Origin of the sequence: Vagococcus teuberi (assembly GCF_001870205.1) — a bacterium.
Lineage (GTDB): Bacteria > Bacillota > Bacilli > Lactobacillales > Vagococcaceae > Vagococcus > Vagococcus teuberi.
The window spans coordinates 1,606,351-1,630,080 of the sequence record NZ_CP017267.1; the positions used below are offsets into that span (position 1 = coordinate 1,606,351).

A 23,730-nucleotide genomic window follows, 5' to 3' on the forward strand; every position below is an offset into this window, starting at 1 on the left:
AAATTTAACCTTTAACACCAATATCAGAATTATTATAGCATATCTTAGCCTATGATATCACTAATTATTCATACTTTTCTTTAGTAAGTCGACCATCTTTTGCTGTGGTTTTGGAAAAACATACTGATCAAACTCTTCTTGATAGACCCATTTTTGTTTTTCTAACATTTCACGATCTGTGTCTCTCAATAAATCCTCAACTACTAACACATGCCATTTTCTATGACTAAAAATATGTGTCACAATGCCTAAAAGTTGTTTTTCTTTGATGTCTATTTTTTCTTCTTCATACAAGCTCAATTGCTCTGCTACTTGTAACTCTTTTTTTTCAACAGAGTCATAAGATGCCACTAAACGATCATAGTCTTCTTTTGTAACGTCACGCATGGGAAATGTCCACATGTTTGAAAGCAAACCATCTTCTGGTCTTTTCTCCAATAAAAAAGCACCCGTTTTATTTCTAATCACATCTGCCACATAGTAAAGTGGCTTCGCTTTTTCTTTTTTCTTCTTCACTGGATAAGAAGATGCTGTGTCTGTTTTTTTAGCCTCACAATAATGTTTTATTGGACACGTCTCACATGATGGTTTAGTCGGTGTACAAATTGTGGCACCTAAATCCATCAACGCCTGATTAAAATCACCAGGTTCAGTTTGTGACATGGTTTCTCTCACATACTTATCAAAAACTTTTCGTGTTTTAGGTAACGCGATATCATCAGACAAACAAAATAAGCGACTGTATACTCGCATCACGTTTCCATCAATTGCCGGCTCTGGCAACGAAAAAGCAATACTTCCAATCGCTCCACCTGTATAAGGACCTATTCCCTTTAATGATAATATGTCTTCTATCGTCTGTGGCATTTTCCCATCAAACGTTTCGACCATTTCTTTTGCCGCATGTTGCATGTTGCGAACACGAGAGTAATATCCCAAACCTTCCCATGCTTTTAGTAGTTTATCTTCTTCAGCATTTGCCAAATCTTCTATCGTGGGAAACCACTCCATAAACCGATTAAAATATGGAATCACCGTTACGACTTGCGTTTGTTGTAGCATAATCTCAGACACCCATACTCGGTATGGATCTGTCGACTCTCGCCACGGTAAATCTCGTTTTTCATGATGATACCATGCCAACAAATCATCTTGAAAGCTCTCTATCTTCTCTTGCGTCCAAGTTACTTCTTCACTCATCTCTTACTCTAACTCCATCTCTTTTTCTTCTATGTAACGGTTAATATCATCTATAGAAAACCCTTTTTGATACAAACTTTGTTTTATCTTTTGATGTTTCTTACGTGTCTCCACTCTTTCATGTCGATGCCATAATTTATCACCTTGTTTGACTAATAAATCATACTCGTCCTCATCATCATCAAAAGCTAATCCATCTATGACACTAGAGATAACATCCGATTTAAACCCTTTTATAAATAATTGCTGACGAATTTTATTGATACGTTCTTTTTGGCTACTCTTTTGATACTTTCTTGCCATCTTTTCGCCAAGCTTTTGACCTAACTCTAATTGATGCGTGTCATCAAATAAAATAAGTGCTTCATCTATGAAGTCACTTGGCATGCCTTTTTTCATCAAAAATTCTTTGACACCTTGTGGCCCTTTATCAGTCGTACGAATAGCCGTACGAACATAACTTTCAGCAAATATCTTATCATCAAGAAGTGATAAGTCTTTTAATTTATCAATAATTTGTTTGATTTGAAGGTTGTTAATCTCTTGTTTTTTAAGATAATCTTTTATCTCTTTTTCACTACGAAGCTGGTAGCTCAAATAGTTTAGTGCTTTTTGATACCCAATATCAAAACTGGCTTCTTCTTTTACTTGGTTTAATAATTCTTCTGATACTTCACTACCTTTAAGTAGACGATGCTTCACCAGAGAATCCTCAGACAATGGAATCTTTATCCCACTTTTTGTTACCAACAAGTACCCTGTTTTTTCTTTTTTGATGCTTTGAATGACTTCCATTTTCTTTCAGCCCCCTTGCACCTTTTTACTATATCACATTTTAACTAAATTTTATCCCAATAACTATCAAACTCCTCAATAAATTCTTGAATCGTAAGCGATTGATTAAACTGCTGAATCACTAAAAAATAGTCCACTTTCTTTCGACATATAGTTAACTTTTCACTATCAATACTATGACGTTTTTTTCTTGCTTTTGTTAGTTCACTCATTAAGTAATCTCCTTTCCATGAAATAACTTGCTCTAATACGTCAAACGTTTCAGGGAAAAAATATAACATATATTGATTCACAGCTTTGTTTACTCGTTGATTAAACGCCTGACATCCATAATCCAGATCAATCCCTAAAAAATTAGTAAAGTTTACCGTCATTTGTCGTTGACCAATCTTATGAAAATTGGTGATATACATTGGATTAATAAAACTTGTATTTTTTCTCACGGTGCCATTTAGCGGCATAAAGATCAACTGCTTGTCAATCATGGCTTGTTTATAATTTTTTTGCTTAAAGCCATTATATAGTTCGATCGTGTTGTATACCCTTTCAAAAATCCGATTATGAGATTGATTGTACTCACTCATTAGTTCACGTGTTGTGGAGGTCGTTAAAATAGGTAGATGATTAGACATTAATAGCATTGCTTTGTACTTTATGCCCAATTCAGATATATCATGTATAAAATAGACATCACGTGTTAACGACGTGTTTCCTGTCTTCACACAACAAGGTAAAAACTTGTTATATAAATCATCTAGTTTAATCGCATCTCCATGTACTAAATCCTCGTGAATTAAAAGTTTTCTTGCATTGATATCCATGATTATCACTCCTAAGTTTACGTTTTTTAATTACACCTTATATTAACATATTCAAGTTATTTTAAAAGCGTTTTCATACAAAAATAATTAATTTTACGCAGAAAATTCAAATTTTGGTTTTTTCCTGATTGTCAAAAATTATCTATACTCACAGTGGCTAGCCAAATGATAACTTGAAAGGATAATTTTTATGGAAGAGACACTATTTACAACCTATCATTCACTTATCTTAGGCGCATTGAAAAAATACTACATTACCCCATCACACCCAGAGTTTGATGATTATTTGCAGCATGCTCGTATAGAGTTACTACTAACACATCGAGATTATCAAAAACAGCCCGATAACAGAGCTCCCTTTAGACCGTTTGTTTATCAAAAAATCTGTTGGGCGACAGTCGATAAAATCAGAAAAGAACAACGACGATATGACAAAGATATCATAGAAGATACTCAACTAGACTTACTCACTGAGGATAATGATATCTCTTCTTCTTTAGCAACGACCGATTTGTATCATCAACTTGCTCAGACGCTAACTCCTTGCGAAAAAAAGTATTTGGCTGATCGCTTTTTTGACCAACTCACTATGAGCCAAATAGCTGATAAATACAAGGTTTCTAGGAAAACAGTTTATCGCTGGCGAGATGGTGTGAGAAAAAAATATAAAAAATTTGAAAAAAGGGGGTAACACTTTTGATTTGGGAAACGTTTATATAAGTGTAAGGCGCGCAACTTACTAAACTAACAAAAGGACGTGACGAACATGGAAAAAATCTTCGACAGTAAAAAATCAATCTTAACATTCAAAGCAGTAGGTGACGACAAACCACGTAAACAAACATTAGCTAACTTAAAAGAAAGTGCCACTGATGAAAACATTTTAGACTTAGGTGATATCTTCGACTCACTTGCTCCAAAAGATGAACCATTAGAAAGACTGTCAATCGTAAACACTCACCACTACGATATGTAATCAATCAGACAACTATACTAGGAGGACATAACCATGAAAAAATTAAACTTAAACTTTTTAAACGAGGAAAACAAAAAAACAACATTAGTACCAAAAGTAGCCAGTCAAGAACTAACAAAAGATGAAGTAAAAGATGCGATGATGGCTATCTCAGCTTTAGGAATCTTTGAAGCAAACGGCAAACAACTTTATGTGACACCAAAATCAGCACACTATAGTGAAACGATTATTACAGAGTTGTTCTAACAATTTAGGCGACGTTTACCACAAACGTCGTCTTTTCTTATATCAGAAAGGAGTTTTTATATGCTAAAAGTTATTGACTTATCAAACCACCAACGAGGAATGTCACTTGGTGCACTAAAAGCAGATGCCTTTATCTTCAAAGCAACAGAAGGCACTTATTTTATTGATGATACATGTGACACCTTTGTCCAACAAGCCAAAAAATTAAACAAGCCTTATGGTGTGTATCATTTTTTAGATCAAAATGATGTCATCAAACAAGCTGACTTTTTCTTAACGCATATCAAAGGCTATATAGGTGAAGCTATCTTAGTTCTTGATTATGAAGAGTATGGCAAACAAGGGGCACAAAAAGCCAAAGAATTTTTAGATTATGTCTACAAACAAACTGGCGTAAAACCTCTCATCTATATGAATGAAAGTGATGCCAACTCTGATGATTGGTTGGATGTGGTAGCGGGTGATTATGGTTTATGGGTCGCCAAATACTCTCACAACACACCTGTCGTTAAACAATGGCCAAGCTATGCTATGTGGCAATATACTAGTACACCTGTTGATATAAGTCATTTTTACGGAGATAAACTTGCTTGGCAACAATATGCTGCACCAAAAAAGACCATCACCCAACAAAAGGACGCTTATCACACAACAGGAACTCGATTTGAAGCATTAAGAACACTCGTCATTCAAGCAGATGAATCATTTAAAAAAGCATCTGGCATGCACTTTTCCAAAAGTACTGTCTTTGATATTGAGCAAATTTGCCACACCAAAACAACAACGCATGCTTGTATACTCTATAATCATCGCAAGGTATTTGTTACACTTCACAAGGATTATGTTAGAAAGATAGATTAGGATAAAAATAACCCTCCACGAGAAATCAAATTGACTTCTTGTGGGGGAGTTTGTTTATTTGGCTCTATAATTTCTACTGTTGGTAACAAAAGTTACCGGCAGTTTTTTTGGGCTCTATAATTTCTACTGTTGGTAACGAAAGTTACCGGCCGTTTTTAGTACACAAAAACATGTGTTATCCGTTAGAATGAAATTGCGAAACAACAATCTAAGGAGGATACCACATGTCATACTCACAGACTATCAAAGATATCTTAAATATACTAGACCTAAATATTATTTTTAATGAAAATTGTTTGTTTACTAGGAAAATAAAGGGAGTTTTCTCTAGAGTATTTGAAGGTTTTTTAGATGAAACACCAGAATGTTGTCCTCATTGCGAAGAAAAGGATACACACATTATTAAGTGGGGATATACTGCTAGTTTAATTAAAGTTCCTGCTATTTCTGAATACGTTACATATGTTCAATTAAAGAAACGTCGTTTCTTGTGCAAAGATTGTAAATCGACATTTGTTTTAGATACGCCTTTTGTTTCTAGAAACAATTCTATTTCTAACAATTTAAAACGTCTTGTTGCTAAAAAACTAACTTCTAAACAATCTATGAGTGACATTTCAAAACAAGCAAACGTTTCTACTTCAACTGTTTATCGGGTACTTAAAGAATGGTATCAACCCATTCAGAAATATAGTTATTCCTTACCAGCTGTTCTTTGTTTTGATGAGTTTAAATCTGTCAAAAAAGTAGCTGGATCTATGAGTTTTATTATGATAGATGGTGACACTAAGGAGTTAATTGATATTTTACCTGATCGAAGATTACCTAAGATCGAGAAATACTTTAACGGATTCTCTTTATCTAACAGAGAACAAGTGAAGTATGTTGTTTCTGATATTTATCAACCCTACATCATCTTAACTAAGAGACTTTTTCCTAATGCTAAAGTCGTTTTAGATAAATTTCATCTAGTTCAACACATTGGTAGAGCTTTTCAAAAAATACGAATTAGAATAATGAATCAATTAAAGCATAAAAATAATGGAATTATTTATAGACGAATAAAAAAATATTGGAAATTACTTCAAAAAAGTTATGGCAAACTAGACTTTATTCAACAACAATGGCACTCTTCATTTAAAACGTATCTTTCTGAAAAAGAATTACTTGAACGCCTACTTACTTACAATGCTGAACTTACAGATGCTTATAATATTTATCAACAGATTTTAAGAGCTTTTCAAACAAAAGATTATTCTTTATTTGTAGATTTAATCAATCAAAAAACTCTTTTTCAAGAGTATATACCTGTTTTTAAAACATTTAGAAAGTATCAAGAAGAAATAAAAAATACTTTTGAAACATCGTATTCAAACGGTCCTTTAGAATGTATGAACAATCATATTAAAGTCATTAAGTGTAATGCCTATGGCATGAGAAGTTTTTATAATTTCAAATTACGAATAGCAATTTGTTTAAAAAAATCTGTATTCAAGACACCAAAAAAGATCTAGAAAACATGTTGTTTTCTAGATCCTAAATTCTAACGTTTTAACTCTTACCAACAGTAGTTGACAAAGAGCCGTTTATTTAAATAAAGGTAACTCTTCAACTTTTAATCCAAAATATTTTTTAATTTCATTCACAATACGTTTACTTGCCAATCCATCACCATAAGGATTTTTTGCATTTGACATTTTTTTGTAAGTTTCTTCGTTAGATAATAATTCAATCATATTTTCTTTTACAATGTCATAATCTGTTCCGATTAGTTTTAATGTTCCTGCTTCTACACCTTCTGGACGTTCGGTTGTATCTCTCAGTACAAGAACTGGAACATTAAATGATGGTGCTTCTTCTTGAACACCACCGGAATCACTCATAATAAAGTAACTTCTATATGAGAAATTATGAAAATCAAATACATCTAGTGGCTCAATCAAATGAATACGTTCATGATTTCCTAAAACGTCATTGGCTAATTCTTTTACCTTAGGGTTAAGGTGTACTGGATAAACCAAATGAATGTCTTCATATTTGTCTACAACTTCTCTTGCTGCTGTAAAGACCTCTCTCATAGGTTGGCCTAGATTTTCACGGCGATGCATTGTCATTAAAATTAATTTGTCATCTTCACCAATATTTTTTAATGCATCGTGGTTGTAATTATCTTCAACTGTTTCACTTAATGCATCAATCACTGTGTTACCAGTAATTGAAACTTTAGCTGAATCTTTTCCTTCATTAATTAAGTTATTTGCACTATTTTGAGTTGGTGCAAAATATAAATCACTTAATACATCAATCATCTGTCTATTTGCTTCTTCTGGAAATGGTGACGAAATATTCCATGTTCTAAGCCCTGCTTCCACATGTCCTACTTTCACTTGATTATAAAATCCAGCTAGACTTGCCGCATAAGCTGTTGTTGTATCACCATGAACTAATACAATATCTGGTTTTTCTTCTTTGATTACTGCATCTAATTTTACTAATGCACGACTTGTAATATCTGATAGTGTTTGATTTGCTTGCATGATATTTAAATCGTAATCAGGTTTTATTTTAAATATCTCTAGAACTTGGTCCAACATTTCTCTGTGCTGTGCTGTAACGACAACAATTGATTCTAAATCCTCATGTTTTTCTATCTCTAAAACAAGAGGAGCCATCTTGATTGCTTCTGGTCTTGTACCAAAAACTGACATAACCTTAACTTTTTTCAATTATATTCTCCTTAAAAGTTAATCTTGATTAAATATATCTCTTGTATAAATTTTATCCAATGAATCTGCTAATTCTTTTTCGATACGATTTGTTACGATAACTTCTGATACTTTTTTAAATTCATCTAAATCAGTATAGACTTTTGAATTAAAAAATGTGTCTTCTTTTAATGTTGGCTCATAAACAATCACTTCTATTCCCTTAGCTTTTAATCGTTTCATAATGCCTTGGATAGATGAATATCTAAAATTATCAGAGTTAGCTTTCATCGTTAAACGATAGATACCAACAACTTTTGGTTGTTTAGCAATGATTTGGTCAGCGATAAAATCTTTTCGCGTTCTATTGGCTTCAACGATTGCCCCAATAATATTATTAGGTACTTGGTCATAATTAGCCAATAATTGTTTGGTGTCTTTTGGTAAGCAATAACCACCATAACCAAATGAAGGATTATTGTAATGACTTCCTATACGAGGATCTAAACCAACACCTTCGATGATCTGTTTAGTGTCTAGCCCTCTCACTTCTGCATAGGTATCTAACTCATTAAAGTATGACACCCTTAAAGCAAGGTATGTATTTGAAAATAGTTTAATTGCTTCAGCTTCTGTTGAATCAGTTAGCAGTACAGGTACATCCTCTTCATAAGAATTATCTAACAGTACGTTAGCAAATACTTCAGCTCTATCACTTCTCTCACCCACTATAATTCTTGATGGATGTAAGTTGTCATACAAGGCTTTTCCTTCACGTAAAAACTCTGGTGAGAAAATAATATTTTCTGTGTTGTATTTTTCTTTTAGCCCTTTTGTATACCCTACAGGAACGGTCGATTTTATAATAAAGATAGTATCTGGATTGATTGCTAATCCTTTTTCTATCACACTTTCAACTGTTGATGTATTAAAATAATTTTTCTTTTCATCATAATCTGTTGGTGTTGCAATGATACAATACTCACCATGATTGATTGCCTTATCAAAATCTGTTGTAAATTCTATAGATAGAGATTTGTCTGTTAAGAATTCCTCAATTTCATTATCTACTAATGGTGAGATTCCTTTGTTCAATAATTCAATCTTTTCATCTACTATATCATATGCTATTACATCATTATTTTGTGATAATAATAATGCATTAGCTAAACCAACATAACCTAAACCTACAACTGAGACTTTCATTTAATTCCCTCCAAAAGATGCTGTAATGCTGTTTTCCACGAAATTATTTCATATCCAGTTGATTTTGCTTTTTCTAAATCCATAATTGAATACTCTGGTCTTTTTGCTTTAGTAATGAATTGATCAGATGTCACAGGGGAAATAGTTACATTATCATCTTGTAATATTTCTTGTGCAAATTCATACCATGTGCATGTATCATCATTAGAAAAATGATAAGTTCCATATTCACAATTATTTTGTACTAAATATGTCATAAATTCTGCTAAACTTTTTGTCCAGGTTGGTCTGCCTACTTGATCATTTACTACCATTAATTTGTCATTGGTTTTAGCCAGCTTTTTCATTGTATAGACAAAATTATTTCCATATTCACCAAAAACCCAAGATGTCCTTATAATATAGTAATTGTTTAAAATATCCTGAACCGCTTGTTCTCCTAATAATTTTGTTTTTCCGTATTCATTAATTGGTGATGTTTTATCTGTTTCAATGTATGGAACTTCCCTTGCTTTTCCATCAAATACATAGTCAGTACTGATATAAACCAATGTAGCACCAACTTCTTTACATGCTTGAGCAACATTTTTAGTACCGTCCACGTTTACAAGATAATTCATCTCTTTTCCTTCATCTTCAGCTAAGTCAACTGCTGTATAGGCTGCACAATGATAAACTACTGAGGGCTTAATATCTTTAATAATAGAAAGTGTCTTATCAAAGTCTGTAATATCCATCTCTTGACTATCATAAGCAATAAAATCAATATTTTGTTGTTTTAGAAGATTAGTTAACTCTCTACCTAATTGGCCCTTTGCACCTGTAATTAATACAGTCACTACAATTCCTCCTGTCCAATCTATAGAACTAGTTTAATTTTGCTTTTTCTTGCAATGGTCTCCACCATGATTCATTTGCTAAATACCAATCTATTGTTTCCACAATACCTGTTTCAAATGTATATTTAGGTTTCCATCCTAACTCAGTTTCTAATTTCGTAGGGTCAATTGCATATCTTTTATCATGGCCTAATCTGTCTTCAACATATACTTTTAAATCAGGAGACACTTGTAGTTTGTCAATGATAATATCTACTATTTCATTATTAGTTCGTTCATTATGTCCACCAACGTTATATACTTCACCTTTTTTACCCTTATGAAGGACTAAATCTATTGCTTGACAATGATCATAAACATGTAACCAGTCCCTTACATTCATGCCATCACCATATATTGGTAAATTTTTCCCATCTAATGCATTAGAAATCATTAATGGAATTAACTTTTCAGGAAAATGATATGGTCCATAATTATTTGAACATCTAGTAATATTTACATTCATATCATATGTTTCATAGTATGAACGAACTAATAAATCAGCACTTGTTTTGCTAGCAGAATAAGGACTATTTGGTGCTAATGGCGTTTCCTCCGTAAAGTATCCTGTAGAACCTAGACTTCCATAAACTTCATCTGTTGATACTTGTAAATATTTTTGTATTTCATATTTTTTTGCTACATCTAATAAGGCTAATGTTCCCTGTACGTTTGTCTCTACGAAGATAGATGGATTTAATATACTTCTATCCACGTGTGATTCTGCAGCAAAATTTACAAACGCATCAATTGAATATTTTTCTACTAAATAACTAACTAACTCTCTATTAGTTATATTTCCTTTAACAAAAATATGTCTTGGATTATCAATGACATCATCCAGATTATGGATATTACCAGCATATGTTAGTAAGTCAAGATTTATAATAATGTAATCAGGATGTTTATCTAACATATAATGTACAAAATTACTACCTATAAAACCTGCTCCACCTGTAACTAAAATATTTTTCATATTATACTTCACCCCATACAAAATTATTTTCAGCATCATTTAGAGTAGGATGATTTTTATCCTTTTCAGATAATACTGTTGCATTCATTGGCCATTCGATACCAATACTAGGGTCGTCATAAGCAATCCCTCTATCATGCTCAGGTGAATACAATTCGTCTACTTTATATTGAATATTTACATCCGGAGTAAGTGTACAAAAACCATGTGCAAATCCTTTTGGTACAAGCAACTGTCTGTGATTGTACTCGCTTAAAATATATCCTTCCCATTGTCCATAAGTTGGAGAACCTTTTCTCATATCTACTAAGACATCATATATTACCCCTGTAGTACAACGAACTAACTTAGTTTGTGCCTTTGGAGGTAGTTGATAATGCATACCACGTAACGTTCCAACCTCAACTGAAAGTGAGTGGTTATCTTGTATAAAATCATTTGTAATTCCTATTTCAGAAAATTTTTCTTTATTATAAGATTCTGTAAAAAATCCGCGATTATCTCCAAAAACGGGTGTCTCTATAATTTTAACATCCTGTAATTTTGTATTAAAAATCTTCACCTATATACCTCCAAAATAAAATTAATCTTCATATAACCTTTTTAAGTATTGGCCATATTGATTTTTCAATAATGGTTTCGCTAAAACCTTTAATTCTTCTTTTGTTATATATCCCATGCGATAAGCAATTTCTTCTAAGCAAGCAACTTTTAGATTTTGTCGTTTCTCTATCGTTTCAATAAATGTCGAAGCTTCTAATAGTGACTCATGTGTTCCTGTGTCTAACCATGCAAACCCTCGCCCCATTAATTCAACTTCTAATTCATTGAGTCGTAGGTATTCCTTATTAACATCCGTAATTTCTAATTCTCCACGATCTGACGGTTTTATATTTTTCGCTATATCTACTACTCTATTATCATAAAAATAAAGTCCCGTAACTGCATAATTAGATTTTGGTTTTTCTGGTTTTTCTTCGATAGAGATTGCTCTCATATTGTCGTCAAATTCAACTACTCCAAATCTTTCAGGATCATTTACATGGTAACCAAATACTGTTGCGCCTGATTCTTTTTGTGCTGAACGTTGTAATATTTTTGATAGTCCACTTCCATAATAAATATTATCACCTAATATCAGACAAACAGAATCCTCACCTATAAAATCTTCTCCTATGATAAAGGATTGCGCTAAGCCATCAGGACTTTCTTGAATAGCGTATTCAATATTGATACCTAAATCATGCCCATCTCCTAATAGCTCCTCGAATCTAGGTGTATCTGTTGGTGTTGATATAATTAAAATATCTTTAATTCCTGCTAACATAAGACTAGACAATGGATAATATATCATTGGCTTATCATATATAGGCATTAACTGTTTTGATACTGATTTAGTAAGTGGATATAGTCTCGTTCCACTTCCTCCTGCTAAAATTATACCTTTATAAATTTTTTTCTCCTCCCAACGAATAATAAAACAATTATATAAACTAAATAAAAAATAAAAGCATGCCACAATACAAATGTTTGATTCAATCCTATGAAAAACAATGTAGAAAAAATTAATATAAAATCCATAGTCATAACACCAGATATATTCAATGACCCTCTCAAAATTGTTGACGAATACATAGACTTAAATCCTATAGAAAACAATAAACCAAATAACATTATATCAACACTATTAAACAAATAATAAGTAATACCATTTATAATAAAAGAAAGTATAAATGAAATAAAGTTTATTTTAAACATTTTTTTTTCTTGTCTTTCTGCTTTTAAAAAAGAATTTGTTAAAATCAAAGTTATCGACTCAAAGATACATATGGGAAATAAAAAGACCATGTATTTTATACTTTCTAAGTAGTTAGGTAGCCATAAACTAACGAAAGCACTTACAGGGTAATAAAAAATTAGTATTAAACACATTATAATTGAAAAAATATTATAACTTTTAATATAGATGCATGCATAATTATTCGAATTCATTTTTTTCAAAAATGGAAAGACTACAACACCAATAGCATTGATAAACACCATGAAAAAACTTATCAAACTTAACCCTAATGATACTTTACCAAATATTTCTATACTCCATTTATTCTTTATCATTATTCTTGAAACACTCATAATTAATTGACTGGCTATATTTGATAAAAATAAACTAATTCCTATCAAAAAATGCCCTTTTATAATTCTCAAAATACCAATATCAAAGTTAGTTTTTATTACTAAGATGTCTCTAGATAAAAGTAATGTATAAATAAATCCAACCAACTTTGATAATATATCTAATATTATCAGACCTTTGTAATCATTATATCCATTTGATAGTAGTATAGTAACGATAGTAGCATATACAAATCTATCTAAAAGTATTGATTTACTATACCTCTTTATTTCATCTATACTTTGAAAAAGATATTGTAAAAAACCTCTAGATACTGTAAGAAAAGTTGCAATAGCGAACATTTGGAATATAAACCTCTCATTTGTACTATCAGCAAAAAAAGTTCCAAAAGAAAATAAAAGAAAAGATGCACTTAAAGCATATAATAAGAATAATTTATACTCTAATGTAATATCATTACTATTAATTGATTGACTGTCTTTTCCTCCATAGTCTAAATATACGCCTTCTACCCACCCAAGATTTACAAAACCTGAAAAAGTTGTATAGAATACATAAAGTTGCCAATAGCCATAACTAGTAATACCCAATGCTTTGGGAACAATTAGCACTAACAATAAAGAAATCAAAAGGTTTATTCCATTTGAAAAAATGGAATGCCCCATATTAATAAACAAACTCTTTAATCTAATTATTTTTATCGACTCCTCTCATTAATGATTCAATCAAATCAATAGAGATATCTTTTTCATATAAATATTGGATATTGTCTGAAATCCATTTCTCAGAAATTGATGAATAATTAAAATTTTCTAGTATATTACATATTTCATTTGAGAATCTATATTTAATAATCCTATTAGTGGTAGCGATAGAATAGGCAGGTATATCTTTTGTTATAGTACTTCCTGCAGCAATAATAGCTCCATTTCCTATTTTTACACCTGAAGTAATTAAGACATTTCTCCCTATCCAAACATCATCACCAACTAATATAGCTCCTTTAGAAGTATTATCTATAAAATTTGTATCATTTTTTATATAGTTTATTAAAAATGGATAATTAAACAATAAATATGGATGGTGTTCTCCACCCAATAAAAATTCAACATTATCAGATATCGAACAAAAGGAACCTATAACTAGGTTTTCATCTGGATTATTATACATGATAACTTTTAATTTTCCATAGGTTCCTTTCCCAACAGAAACCTTATTAGGATTAAAATAGTTAATAGCTTCTGTAAAATTATCTTTATTTTGTTTTCTCCATTTAAACTGAAATACCATTAGTTTTATACTTTTATTTAGACGTAACATTACTTTTTTTATAAAAAAAATTATCATGATTTTCTCCTTTCACGAAATGAGTAACTCAAATACACCCCAAAAAGGTAAAAGAAAATAATTGGATATTCCCATCCTGACATTGTTTCTGATTGATAACCAGTTATCAATGAAAACAATCCATATTCGAATAATATTAGCACTAACCAACTACTTTTCCTTGTAAAAAGCCCCTTAATTGTCATATAAATATATGGCGAATATTGAATTAAACTAAAAAGAAAACCATAATTGTACATAGAAAATAGATAATCATTATCTAATACTTTCATTGTGCCAGGTCCCATACCTAGTAAGTATTTTGTAGACTTTTGATAAGAATCAAATTTCATGCTGGCTTCCAGCCACATTTCCTGACGAAGAGAAAAGGAATTAACACTTGATAAATTCTTAGTTGTAAATACAGAAAATATTTGTCCCATATATGGAAAATATTCTTGATAACGATATAAAAATAAAAATAAAGTCGATACTGAAATAACTCCCATAATAATAATAAAGGGAAATTTGGTTATAAGAAAGACTATATCTTTTTTTTGTTGCTTTAGCAGAACAACGAACTGAGCAGCAAAAAATACTAATAAACTAACCCTCGAACCTGATAAAAATACTAATATAAGGCAAATAAATATTTTAAGAATTCTTTTTTTTAAATTAGATTCTAGTAATAAAAATAGTATGCTAAATTGAATTATTACCCACCCAAATAGATTTGGATTACCAAAAGTGCCTGCAACTCTTACTAATGTTCCAAGAGGCAGTGTTTTATTCATACTATAAAAATAGTGAAATACTCTGATATCAAACAATTGAGTAATAACAATAGCAATCTCAACTACTAATACTAGATTAATAGTTCTCAAAATCGATGTTTTAAACTTTTCAATATCTTTATTATAAAAGTCTATATATCCATAAATGAATGCTAGTAGTATGAACCCCACTCTCATAATATATGATAAACTTGAAATAGCTGTATTGTTTACTAAAATACTAATACTAGAAAGTAGGATTAATGCTATAAATGATATGAAAATTAAGATAAACCGTAAATCTATATTTACTTTTTTATACTTCTTAGTTAAGATAATCATTACCAATATCATTGCGATTATTGGATAAGATAGTTTAGACCCTGCATCAAATGGCGGTCTTGGCACTAAGCAGAAGATTAATAAAAGAATGTTTAATTTTTTAATCATATTGACTATTCCTTATTTCTTCTAACATCCCATTTTTCCCATCACTTTCAGGTTCTAAGAACATACCTTCGGACCATTCATTCCAAGCATTTATAAATAAATAATCATCGTCCAATCCCAACTTTTGTATATCTTTTATATATCTATAAAGCTGATTTTCTTCATCATTTTTCACAACAACATATCCTCTTCTAACGTGTCTTGGCGTAGAATCCCAACCAGTAAAAACACTAAAATAAATTTTTTTATCTATTTTTTTTGTATATAATTTTGCTATATCAATACTTTTAGTAACCAAACGTTCATATTTATATTTTGTTACAAAATACAAATAATTTTTTTTATACTTTGAAGAAATGTACCTTTGAATCTTCTTTAATTTCGGTTCAGCACTCAAAACAACAGCAGGTTCTCTTACCGTAATTGCGTCTGACAGATCACTTGATACCGTAGATTTTATGTTATTCATTGATTCTATTATGTAAATACCAGAGAAACCTTCTTTTATGCATCGATCATTATAATAAGCTATTCTTTTGTCTAAATCATCTATGGTATTAGCAGAATATAACATAAATACAGGCTTATTATCTTTTTTTATATACCTGTCATCTTTGAAAAAATTAAGTAAATAAGTAATATGTTCGTCCCATTCGTCTTCATGTCCGTATTCTTGTTTTATTAATAGTTCATTTGTTCCATTCCATGTTTTTTTCCATGAATGGTTTGCCCAACAAAACATAAATTTTTGAGGTATATCAACCCAGTTCAGAAGATTTTCAGCTGGTTTTTCTAAAATTTTACGTCCCGAAAACCAATAATGGTAATAACAGAAACCGTATATTCCATTTTCCTTACTTAAATTTGTTTGCCATTCTACGGTTTCTTTATTAAGTAAATTATAATACTTTAATGGTTTTTTAGGCTGATTATGTTTTTTGAAAAGAGGCTTGGCGCTCTTTACATTTGTCCATTCAGTAAAGCCTTCCCCCCACCACTCATTATTTTCTTCAGTTTCATGAAATTGTGGTAAAAAATATGCAATATTCTTCATAATTAAAGATTTTCCGCTCCTTCCCTCATTATCTTATAAACATCTTTAAATTTAAAATTATTTTTTTTATATAGATCTCTATGTCGTAATAAAAACTGAATAATTAAAATTCTATAATTATATGGCATTAATGATTTAAATAATGCTCCTCTATCATAAAAATAAGAGTACGTATATCCTTCAAACCAAGAGGATACATAGTTATTAACTATAGCTATTGTTTCAGTACTTGAATATACTTTAAGACGCTTATTTAAAATAGACCATATAAATAAAGAATCCTCTCCCGATCCATAACGGGTACCACCACCAAATAGTAAAGAAAAATATATATTGTTCTTAATTATAGACTCTCGTTTGAAAGTAAAGGTTACAGTACCATATTTCAAACAATTATAATGACGTACTCTACCATTTCTAGTTACATTATTTCTCACACCTTCATTTGATTTTACTAAAGAATTAAATAATATCATATCTGCCATAGGTTTTAAATCATACTGTTTCTTTATGATTTCTAAATAGTTATCTTTATATATCATATCATCATCAGACATAATACATATATCCGCACTAGATCTCATTAAAGCATTGTTTCTACTTAACCCCACACCCTTTTCCTTAAAAGAAAAACATCTCACCTTAGACTTACCGACTTTAAACTCAAAAAAAGAATTTTTATCACATTGATTAATAAAAATTGCATCTGTTTTAATATTCATTTTTCTATATAAATCATAAAAATCTAAACAATTCATTGTAGATATTAACATCTCAACTTTAATCACTTTAGTATTCCTTTCTCTTATAATATGATATAATTTTATTTTTAATACCTTTACATACCCAGTAATTTATTAAATATGTAGATTTTAACAAAGATATTTTTTCATGATTCCTATATATGTACCAATGATACTTAAGTAGTGTTTTCTTACTACTAGATAAACTTCCTTCAACAATTCGATGGTATGATAATTCTTCTTCTAAACAATATAAGTATGTTGATGATTTTATAACTTGTAACCACATTAAATAATCATTTCTTTTTTTTATATTTGAAATATAAAATTTGCCCAGTTTTTTTGAATCATACACAACCGTTGAATTTCCAGGACAATTTTTCAGTAGGCCAAAATAGTCCACTCTTTCATCATATAATACCAGTTGACCCAAATCTCTATTATTCTCATCAATTTTCCCATAATAAGTACAAGAAAAATTAATATTATTACGTTGCATCCAACTAATCTGTTTTTCCAATTTATTATTTTTCCACATATCATCACTATCTAAAAAAGAAATATAATCTCCACTGGCCTTTTCAATTGCAAAATTTCTTGCACTTGCAGCTCCCTGATTTGTAGATAGTTGATATGCTTTTATTCGTTTATCTAACTTAGAGTACTTAGTAATGATTGAAAATGTGTTATCAGTGGAACAGTCGTCACATATCAATAATTCCCAACTCTTATAAGTTTGGTTCAAAACACTTTCTATAGAAATATGCAGATACTTTTCTGCGTTATAAGCTGGCATTATAATAGAAACTAATGACTCTTCCATGACTACTCTCTCTCCAATTCTGATAATACAATAGTTTTTTTTAGCGTCGTAAAAAAATGGTTTTGTTTTTTTTCTTCATACACCAAGTTACCAAATGCTTTATTGGTTAAATCTCCAATTTTACCTGGCACATAAGATAGTAAGTATACTGACCAATTCATAAAGCTAAATAGTTTAATATTCTTTCCATGTGCCTGTGCAATTTCTTTTACAATATGACTTGTTCTAACATACTCATTATTCTGAGGATAGAAAACACCTTCTTTAGATTTATCTATCAATTCTTTCAGAAATAGATTCAAATTACCTACATAAAGCATCGAGCGTTCATTGGGTATATCAGGAAAAACTGGCAAGCTTAACGCAATTTTCCGTAGCATTGGATAATTACCTTTACTACCTGGACCATAAATCATTGGTGGTCTAACTATAGATAAAATAAATTTTTCTGTCATTAGTTTTTTCAACTTGATTTCTGCTTGAAGCTTACTATCTCCATAAAAATTTGAAGGTGTAGGGACTGTATCAGGAGTAATAACTCTTTTTTTTCTAATACTAACATCTTCACCATAAACAATGATTGAACTCATGTAGATAAACTGAGATGATTTTTCACCTCTATCAATCTTGTATTTATTTGCCACATCATATGACAAATCACAATTAACATCATAGTATCTTTTCTTTTCTTCTTCACTGACTTTACCAACATCAGCATGTGCTATCCCTGCTACATGTAACACAACATCATACACAGAAAAGTCCTGAGTCTTCCAGTCCTCTCCTCTAACAGAGATAGTGTCGACTTGATACTCAGGATTATCTTTTATATAAGAAGCAAAGGAGGTACCAATATAACTTGTTTTTCCAGTAATAAGTATACGTTTCATGGTTACTCCTCCTCTACATTTGTTTTAATCCCTGTTCCACCTTCAACAACTCCGTCTGACTTAAATACTGATACAATCGTGCCAAAAAAACACTTAACATCCATCCAAAATGATTCATGCTCTACATAGTATCTGTCTAATGATGCTTTTATATCAATTTCTAATTCATCACGACCATTGATTTGAGCCCAACCTGTTAAACCAGGACGAATGTCATTTGCTCCATACTTGTCTCTTTCTTCTATCAAATCTTCTTGATTCCACAAAGCTGGTCTAGGACCTATGATTGCCATATCACCTTTTAAAATATTAAATAATTGCGGTAGCTCATCTAAGCTAGTCTTTCTTAAAAATTTCCCAACTCTTGTAATAAATTCATCTGGATTTTTTAATAGGTGAGTGGGCATTTCTTTTGGTGTATCAATTTTCATGGTACGAAATTTATATATTGAAAATAGTTTTTTATTTTTCCCAACTCTTTTTTGAGTAAAAACAACCGGCCCTTTTGAATCAACTTTTATTGCGATTACTAGTATCAGTAGCAGTGGGGATAAAACAATAATCCCCACTAATGACAGAATAAAATCGATGATTCGTTTTAAAAAATTAGTATACATACCTTTATTCCTCACTTGATTGATTAGCAAATAGTACCAACTCTTTTGCTAACTCTGTATAGTCTTCTGGCAACTCGTCCAGTTTTTTCATCACTTCATCATAGGTAAATCCATTGACATTTCCTACGAAGATTTTTTCATGAACTTGTTCTTTCGAACGTTCTTTATCGACTAGTAACTCTTCGTAAAGTTTCTCGCCTGGTCTGATACCACTCTCTACTATTTGGATTTCATTTTCACTATACCCACTCAACTTGATAACTTTTTTAGCTAAATCAACTATCTTCACTGGTTCTCCCATGTCTAAAATAAAGATTTCGCCACCTTTTGCTAAAGCACCTGATTGAATAACCAAACGGCTCGCTTCTGGTATGGTCATGAAGTAGCGTGTCATACGAAAATCCGTCACAGTTACTGGTCCACCTTTTGCGACTTGTTCTTTAAAGAGTGGGACCACACTTCCTCGACTGCCTAATACATTACCAAAACGAACGGCAGAGAATTTTGTTTTTCCTTTGCCATTTAGACCGGTCACGATCATCTCAGCAATGCGTTTAGTTGATCCCATCACATTTGGTGGTTTGACTGCTTTATCTGTTGATACCATGACAAAGCTATCAACATCATTAGCTAAAGCAGCTTCAGCCACGTTTTTTGTACCATAAATATTATTTTTTAACGCTTCTGATGGGTTGTACTCCATCAAAGGGACATGCTTATGAGCGGCAGCATGATAGACTATTGACGGTTTGTGTTCATGAATCACATCAAACATTCGTTTAGCATCTCTTACGTCCGCTATCGCTGGCACTATTTCAGTAATTTTATCCGCATACTTTTGTCGTAATTCTTTTTCTATTAAATAAATCGAGTTTTCACCATGCCCCAGTAGTACGAGTTTTTTGGGTGAAAATGCCATGACTTGTCGGCAGATTTCTGATCCAATCGAGCCACCTGCCCCTGTGACAAGGATGGTTTCATTGGTTAGTTGTGTTTTGATAGCATCCATATCAAGTTTGACTTCATCACGTCCGAGTAAATCAACGACATCAATCTCGCGAAGTTTTGTGACGGCAACCTCGCCCATCGCCAACTCTTCAATTGACGGAATCGAGTTGATAGTGACATCCAAATCACGTGTCACATCAAGTAGATGCTCATACTGACTAGCTGTCATCGACGGAATCGCCACCGTCAACACTTTGACCTCATAGTCTTTAACTAGCATTGGTAAGTCATCAATTGATCCAACGACTTTTAAACCAGATAGGTAAGTATTTTTTTTATTAATATCATCATCTATAAACCCTTTAAAGTTCAATCCTAACTGTCCAGATTTATACTTCACGGTATTGTAAAGTAGCTCGCCACCGTCTCCCGCACCAATAATAAAAGCATTGTCACATGTTTTGTTTCCTTTATTATTGTACATATGTAAGCAATCAACAATCCAGCGCCATACAATACGAGAACTAATAATTATCAATAAAACCATAAAGTACGACAATAGTAATTGTAAGTGGACAGTATCTAAAGAAATATAAAATCCCAACATAATATACTCTAATGCACTTGATGCACTGACCGCAAAAAATATCGAGACGAGAGCATTTATACTCGTATACCTAGTTAACCTATTAAATACTTTAAAAAACGTACCAAATACTAAATACAATGCAACTTGTAGCCCTATCACTTTTGGCGAGATAGGGTCATTTAAATCATATACGAAATTAGTATACATATTAACTAATATATTAGTTAATATGATGATACTAGTGTCTACGCCGATTAATATAAACATCTTTACTTTACGACTCACAACAAAACCCACCTAACTTTTTTAAGAGAATACCCAATGTTTTTTACTATAATGAATGGGTTCTACTTTTACTTTTTCACCATTGACAATGTCTTTTGTGATTTGTTCAAAAGCATTCCTTTTTTCTTTTCCAAACTCTTTTTCTAATAACTCGTATGCTTGCTTGGTATAAAACCCTCGAGACGATACATTGTGTGCATCTGACGAGAGCATATGTGCTTGATTGTTCTTAATCATTTGTTTAGTGACACGCTGAATTTTTTTTCCAAATTGGCCGATATAACTGCCATTAGTTATCTGTGTGAGACATCCCATCTCAATGAACGGATCCAAACGTTTAGGCTGCTCTAAAAACATATTATTTCGCTCTGGATGAACGATGATTGGCTGATGACCATTGCGACAAAGCTCTGATAACACGTCATGCGAATACTCTGGCACTGTAGAAAAAGGGAATTCTATCAATAGATAGGTGTCATTTAAATCTGCAAATAATAATTCACCATTTAACATTCGTCGAGATAAATCCGCAGAAATACGTATTTCTTGTCCTTCAAATAGTGTCAGTGGGATCTTTTGTTCGTCAAGCACTGTCTGTAAATTGGCGACGGATGAGATGATATCATTTTTTTTGTTTAAGTACTTTCCATTATTATAGTGAGGCGTACAAAGTATATGAGAAATACCTTCTGACACTGCTGCTCTTGCCATAAATAATGAATCTTCTATTGTCTGAGCGCCGTCATCTATTCCTGGTAATATATGACAATGTAAATCAACAAACACTGTACGTTTCCTCCTCTTTAAGTATAATAATAGTCTGTGTAACTTGAATCATTTTCAGAAAAATAAATGCATCCCATAATGTTAGCGTCTACTTTTTCTAGTAATTCAATAGTTCGTTTAAGTTGCTTTTTATCAGTGACATTATTTCTAACAACGATTGCGACACCATCTAATTCCCCAGCAACTAACTGGACATCTGTAACCGTTGAAGCTGGTGGCATATCAAAAACGACAAAATCATACAGATTTTCTAATACGTTAATGAGTTTTTTCATTCTCGCACTTGCCAAAAGTTCAGACGGATTCGGTGCTTTAACACCACTTGTTATGACATCTAAATAAGGGATATTACTTTCTTGAACAATTTCTCCTACTGATAGTTGTTTCACACTTAATATATTGCTTAACCCCATTGTATTATTTAACTCAAACGTCATATGAGCGGTTGGACGTCGCATATCCGCATCAACTAATAATGTTTTCATTCCTAATTTAGCAAACATGACAGCTAAATTGGCAGCTGTTGTTGATTTACCTTCACTTGGTGCTGCCGATGTTATAGCTATACTTTTTGTACGAACATCAAAATTTTGCATGCATAATATTCGTACGAATGGTTCTAAATTGTTCCGAAATTGGTGAATTAGGTTCTATGACTGTAAAAAGCGTCGATGGTTTTGACGCTTCTAATTTACTATGTTTTGTTTTGTTCTTTTTTTTTACTTGTTGGCTTCGTTTACTCATGTCAGTCTCCTTATTATCTTTCCTCGAGTTGTTCCGTCATTCTCAAGTCTAAATCTAAACCGTCAATTTCTGTGTGTAATGAATTTTCATATACATTACTGACATCAAGAAATAGGTCTTCATTGACTAATGCGTTTTTTTGTAATTTTCTAATTTCAGACATCTCACGTTCAGCAACAAGTGGTAATACGCCTAAAATTGGTAATCCTAGTGTGTCGGTTACGAATTCTTCTGAGCGAACAGTTCGATTAAGTAATTCACCTAAAAGTGCAAACATCACACCAACGATTAACCCTAATACTGCTCCAATCGCAATGTTAACCTTTTTATTTGGTGATACTGCTTTATTATTTGGCGTTGCTTTTGATGCTACCGATATTTTACTTGTCTCGGTCATTTTGACTGCTTCTTCTTGGAAGACTTCTGAAACTGTGTTGGCAACTGCAGCTGATTCAGTTGGATCGTTAGTCACAGCTTTAATAGAAAATAACTGTGAGTTTTGATTTTGCTCGACTGATACAGCACTTGTTAAATAATCTTCTGTAATATTTGCCATGCCAGATTTTTCTAGCTTATCTTTAGCTTTTTCTATGACACTTGGACTTTTTATTAAATCTTTATAAGTATTAATTAACAACAGATTTGAATTAATTTTATCTGTATTAATATTAGCATCTGCATTCTTTGTTTGTACGATTAATTGTGTTTCCGAACTATATTTAGGTGTCATGAGAAATAACGTGATTGCTGTTGAAGTTATTATCCCTAATATCATCATGCTTACAATCAACGCCCACTTTTTCTTCAAAAGTTGAAATATCTCATCTAAACTAACTGTCTCTTCCATTATTTCCTCCATAATAACTATTTTTTATTTTCTATTTATACCTAACTAATAATATAT

At 31.6% G+C, this 23,730-nt stretch carries 27 protein-coding genes; 5 read left to right on the forward strand and 22 right to left on the reverse strand.

Annotated features, from left to right (window positions below; genetic code table 11):
* Nucleotides 1-60: 60 nt before the first annotated feature.
* The 3 genes from mutY to BHY08_RS07745 are packed head-to-tail and all read right to left on the reverse strand — an operon-like array spanning nt 61 to nt 2,816.
* Entirely contained in the window at nt 61-1,200 is a 1,140-nt protein-coding gene (mutY, locus tag BHY08_RS07735) for an A/G-specific adenine glycosylase (RefSeq protein WP_071457325.1), read from the reverse strand.
* 3 nt (nt 1,201-1,203) lie between these two features.
* Nucleotides 1,204-1,995, reverse strand: coding sequence for a recombination regulator RecX (gene recX / locus BHY08_RS07740; RefSeq protein WP_071457326.1), 792 nt, complete (start codon nt 1,993-1,995; stop codon nt 1,204-1,206).
* 44 nt (nt 1,996-2,039) lie between these two features.
* The gene (locus BHY08_RS07745; RefSeq protein ID WP_071457327.1) at nt 2,040-2,816 is read right to left on the reverse strand and encodes a competence protein ComK; all 777 of its coding nucleotides are present in this window, start codon (nt 2,814-2,816) and stop codon (nt 2,040-2,042) included.
* Nucleotides 2,817-3,006: 190 nt separating this feature from the next.
* Here BHY08_RS07745 and BHY08_RS07750 point away from each other — a divergent pair, with 190 nt between their 5' ends.
* From BHY08_RS07750 to BHY08_RS07770, 5 genes are all read left to right on the forward strand, one after another.
* Complete coding sequence (locus BHY08_RS07750; RefSeq protein ID WP_071457328.1) at nt 3,007-3,507, forward strand: sigma-70 family RNA polymerase sigma factor; 501 nt, start codon at nt 3,007-3,009, stop codon at nt 3,505-3,507.
* A 75-nt stretch (nt 3,508-3,582) separates the two neighbouring features.
* Nucleotides 3,583-3,792 carry a DUF1659 domain-containing protein gene (locus BHY08_RS07755; protein WP_071457329.1) on the forward strand — a complete coding sequence of 70 codons (210 nt, stop codon included), beginning with the start codon at nt 3,583-3,585 and terminating at the stop codon, nt 3,790-3,792.
* Between the two features lie 33 nt (nt 3,793-3,825).
* A complete protein-coding gene (locus BHY08_RS07760; RefSeq protein WP_071457330.1) occupies nt 3,826-4,038 on the forward strand; it encodes a DUF2922 domain-containing protein in 213 nt (70 codons plus the stop codon).
* Nucleotides 4,039-4,098: 60 nt separating this feature from the next.
* Complete coding sequence (locus BHY08_RS07765; RefSeq protein WP_071457331.1) at nt 4,099-4,899, forward strand: GH25 family lysozyme; 801 nt, start codon at nt 4,099-4,101, stop codon at nt 4,897-4,899.
* Nucleotides 4,900-5,123: 224 nt separating this feature from the next.
* Nucleotides 5,124-6,413 carry an ISL3 family transposase gene (locus BHY08_RS07770; protein WP_071457332.1) on the forward strand — a complete coding sequence of 430 codons (1,290 nt, stop codon included), beginning with the start codon at nt 5,124-5,126 and terminating at the stop codon, nt 6,411-6,413.
* 72 nt (nt 6,414-6,485) lie between these two features.
* Here BHY08_RS07770 and wecB read toward each other — a convergent pair whose 3' ends face one another.
* Genes wecB through BHY08_RS07860 form a run of 19 tightly spaced genes read right to left on the reverse strand, consistent with a single transcriptional unit; the run spans nt 6,486 to nt 23,673 of the window.
* Nucleotides 6,486-7,625: a non-hydrolyzing UDP-N-acetylglucosamine 2-epimerase gene (gene wecB, locus BHY08_RS07775; RefSeq protein WP_071457333.1), complete on the reverse strand. Its 1,140-nt coding sequence runs from the start codon at nt 7,623-7,625 to the stop codon at nt 6,486-6,488.
* Nucleotides 7,626-7,643: 18 nt separating this feature from the next.
* A complete protein-coding gene (locus BHY08_RS07780; protein ID WP_071457334.1) occupies nt 7,644-8,810 on the reverse strand; it encodes a nucleotide sugar dehydrogenase in 1,167 nt (388 codons plus the stop codon).
* Nucleotides 8,807-9,649 carry a dTDP-4-dehydrorhamnose reductase gene (gene rfbD / locus BHY08_RS07785; protein ID WP_071457335.1) on the reverse strand — a complete coding sequence of 281 codons (843 nt, stop codon included), beginning with the start codon at nt 9,647-9,649 and terminating at the stop codon, nt 8,807-8,809. Before rfbD ends, BHY08_RS07780 begins: the two co-directional genes overlap by 4 nt.
* Before the next feature lie 28 nt (nt 9,650-9,677).
* Nucleotides 9,678-10,664 (reverse strand): dTDP-glucose 4,6-dehydratase, encoded by a 987-nt coding sequence (rfbB, locus tag BHY08_RS07790; protein ID WP_071457336.1) that lies wholly within the window; start codon nt 10,662-10,664, stop codon nt 9,678-9,680.
* Nucleotide 10,665: 1 nt separating this feature from the next.
* On the reverse strand, nt 10,666-11,226 hold the full coding sequence (rfbC, locus tag BHY08_RS07795; RefSeq protein WP_071457337.1) for a dTDP-4-dehydrorhamnose 3,5-epimerase: 561 nt from the start codon (nt 11,224-11,226) through the stop codon (nt 10,666-10,668).
* A gap of 21 nt (nt 11,227-11,247) precedes the next feature.
* Nucleotides 11,248-12,117 carry a glucose-1-phosphate thymidylyltransferase RfbA gene (rfbA, locus tag BHY08_RS07800; protein WP_071457866.1) on the reverse strand — a complete coding sequence of 290 codons (870 nt, stop codon included), beginning with the start codon at nt 12,115-12,117 and terminating at the stop codon, nt 11,248-11,250.
* A complete protein-coding gene (locus BHY08_RS07805) occupies nt 12,102-13,427 on the reverse strand; it encodes an MATE family efflux transporter (protein ID WP_157093654.1) in 1,326 nt (441 codons plus the stop codon). Before BHY08_RS07805 ends, rfbA begins: the two co-directional genes overlap by 16 nt.
* A 58-nt stretch (nt 13,428-13,485) precedes the next feature.
* Nucleotides 13,486-14,145 (reverse strand): CatB-related O-acetyltransferase, encoded by a 660-nt coding sequence (locus BHY08_RS07810; protein ID WP_084657223.1) that lies wholly within the window; start codon nt 14,143-14,145, stop codon nt 13,486-13,488.
* A complete protein-coding gene (locus BHY08_RS07815; protein WP_071457339.1) occupies nt 14,142-15,347 on the reverse strand; it encodes an O-antigen ligase family protein in 1,206 nt (401 codons plus the stop codon). The genes BHY08_RS07810 and BHY08_RS07815 overlap by 4 nt, the downstream gene beginning before the upstream one ends.
* Nucleotides 15,340-16,401, reverse strand: a complete 1,062-nt coding sequence (locus tag BHY08_RS07820; protein ID WP_071457340.1) for a glycosyltransferase WbsX family protein — start codon at nt 16,399-16,401, stop codon at nt 15,340-15,342. The genes BHY08_RS07815 and BHY08_RS07820 overlap by 8 nt, the downstream gene beginning before the upstream one ends.
* A gap of 2 nt (nt 16,402-16,403) precedes the next feature.
* Nucleotides 16,404-17,189, reverse strand: coding sequence for a glycosyltransferase family A protein (locus tag BHY08_RS07825; protein ID WP_157093655.1), 786 nt, complete (start codon nt 17,187-17,189; stop codon nt 16,404-16,406).
* Between the two features lies 1 nt (nt 17,190).
* A complete protein-coding gene (locus BHY08_RS07830) occupies nt 17,191-17,967 on the reverse strand; it encodes a glycosyltransferase family 2 protein (protein ID WP_071457341.1) in 777 nt (258 codons plus the stop codon).
* Between the two features lie 2 nt (nt 17,968-17,969).
* Nucleotides 17,970-18,857, reverse strand: a complete 888-nt coding sequence (locus BHY08_RS07835) for an NAD-dependent epimerase/dehydratase family protein (RefSeq protein WP_071457342.1) — start codon at nt 18,855-18,857, stop codon at nt 17,970-17,972.
* A 2-nt stretch (nt 18,858-18,859) separates the two neighbouring features.
* Nucleotides 18,860-19,474: a sugar transferase gene (locus BHY08_RS07840; RefSeq protein WP_071457343.1), complete on the reverse strand. Its 615-nt coding sequence runs from the start codon at nt 19,472-19,474 to the stop codon at nt 18,860-18,862.
* A gap of 4 nt (nt 19,475-19,478) precedes the next feature.
* Complete coding sequence (locus BHY08_RS07845; RefSeq protein WP_071457869.1) at nt 19,479-21,278, reverse strand: polysaccharide biosynthesis protein; 1,800 nt, start codon at nt 21,276-21,278, stop codon at nt 19,479-19,481.
* A gap of 39 nt (nt 21,279-21,317) precedes the next feature.
* Nucleotides 21,318-22,082, reverse strand: a complete 765-nt coding sequence (locus BHY08_RS07850) for a tyrosine-protein phosphatase (protein WP_071457344.1) — start codon at nt 22,080-22,082, stop codon at nt 21,318-21,320.
* Between the two features lie 17 nt (nt 22,083-22,099).
* The gene (locus BHY08_RS07855) at nt 22,100-22,678 is read right to left on the reverse strand and encodes a CpsD/CapB family tyrosine-protein kinase (RefSeq protein ID WP_420855305.1); all 579 of its coding nucleotides are present in this window, start codon (nt 22,676-22,678) and stop codon (nt 22,100-22,102) included.
* Complete coding sequence (locus BHY08_RS11480) at nt 22,665-22,826, reverse strand: hypothetical protein (protein ID WP_420855306.1); 162 nt, start codon at nt 22,824-22,826, stop codon at nt 22,665-22,667. Before BHY08_RS11480 ends, BHY08_RS07855 begins: the two co-directional genes overlap by 14 nt.
* Nucleotides 22,827-22,839: 13 nt before the next feature.
* Nucleotides 22,840-23,673, reverse strand: coding sequence for a YveK family protein (locus tag BHY08_RS07860; RefSeq protein WP_071457345.1), 834 nt, complete (start codon nt 23,671-23,673; stop codon nt 22,840-22,842).
* Between the last annotated feature and the right edge of the window lie 57 nt (nt 23,674-23,730).

Coding starts and splice junctions, on each gene's coding strand:
- BHY08_RS07830 (WP_071457341.1), bottom strand. CDS start 17,967: ATGGAAGAGTCATTAGTTTCTATTATAATGCCAGCTTATAACGCAGAA.
- BHY08_RS07815 (WP_071457339.1), bottom strand. CDS start 15,347: ATGATTAAAAAATTAAACATTCTTTTATTAATCTTCTGCTTAGTGCCA.
- BHY08_RS07745 (WP_071457327.1), bottom strand. CDS start 2,816: ATGGATATCAATGCAAGAAAACTTTTAATTCACGAGGATTTAGTACAT.
- BHY08_RS07770 (WP_071457332.1), top strand. CDS start 5,124: ATGTCATACTCACAGACTATCAAAGATATCTTAAATATACTAGACCTA.
- BHY08_RS07760 (WP_071457330.1), top strand. CDS start 3,826: ATGAAAAAATTAAACTTAAACTTTTTAAACGAGGAAAACAAAAAAACA.
- BHY08_RS07835 (WP_071457342.1), bottom strand. CDS start 18,857: ATGAAACGTATACTTATTACTGGAAAAACAAGTTATATTGGTACCTCC.
- mutY (WP_071457325.1), bottom strand. CDS start 1,200: ATGAGTGAAGAAGTAACTTGGACGCAAGAGAAGATAGAGAGCTTTCAA.
- BHY08_RS07810 (WP_084657223.1), bottom strand. CDS start 14,145: ATGATAATTTTTTTTATAAAAAAAGTAATGTTACGTCTAAATAAAAGT.
- recX (WP_071457326.1), bottom strand. CDS start 1,995: ATGGAAGTCATTCAAAGCATCAAAAAAGAAAAAACAGGGTACTTGTTG.
- BHY08_RS07845 (WP_071457869.1), bottom strand. CDS start 21,278: ATGTTTATATTAATCGGCGTAGACACTAGTATCATCATATTAACTAAT.
- BHY08_RS07780 (WP_071457334.1), bottom strand. CDS start 8,810: ATGAAAGTCTCAGTTGTAGGTTTAGGTTATGTTGGTTTAGCTAATGCA.
- rfbB (WP_071457336.1), bottom strand. CDS start 10,664: ATGAAAAATATTTTAGTTACAGGTGGAGCAGGTTTTATAGGTAGTAAT.
- BHY08_RS07750 (WP_071457328.1), top strand. CDS start 3,007: ATGGAAGAGACACTATTTACAACCTATCATTCACTTATCTTAGGCGCA.
- BHY08_RS07765 (WP_071457331.1), top strand. CDS start 4,099: ATGCTAAAAGTTATTGACTTATCAAACCACCAACGAGGAATGTCACTT.
- BHY08_RS07855 (WP_420855305.1), bottom strand. CDS start 22,678: ATGCAAAATTTTGATGTTCGTACAAAAAGTATAGCTATAACATCGGCA.
- BHY08_RS07860 (WP_071457345.1), bottom strand. CDS start 23,673: ATGGAAGAGACAGTTAGTTTAGATGAGATATTTCAACTTTTGAAGAAA.
- BHY08_RS07840 (WP_071457343.1), bottom strand. CDS start 19,474: ATGTATACTAATTTTTTAAAACGAATCATCGATTTTATTCTGTCATTA.
- BHY08_RS07755 (WP_071457329.1), top strand. CDS start 3,583: ATGGAAAAAATCTTCGACAGTAAAAAATCAATCTTAACATTCAAAGCA.
- BHY08_RS07820 (WP_071457340.1), bottom strand. CDS start 16,401: ATGAAGAATATTGCATATTTTTTACCACAATTTCATGAAACTGAAGAA.
- BHY08_RS11480 (WP_420855306.1), bottom strand. CDS start 22,826: ATGAGTAAACGAAGCCAACAAGTAAAAAAAAAGAACAAAACAAAACAT.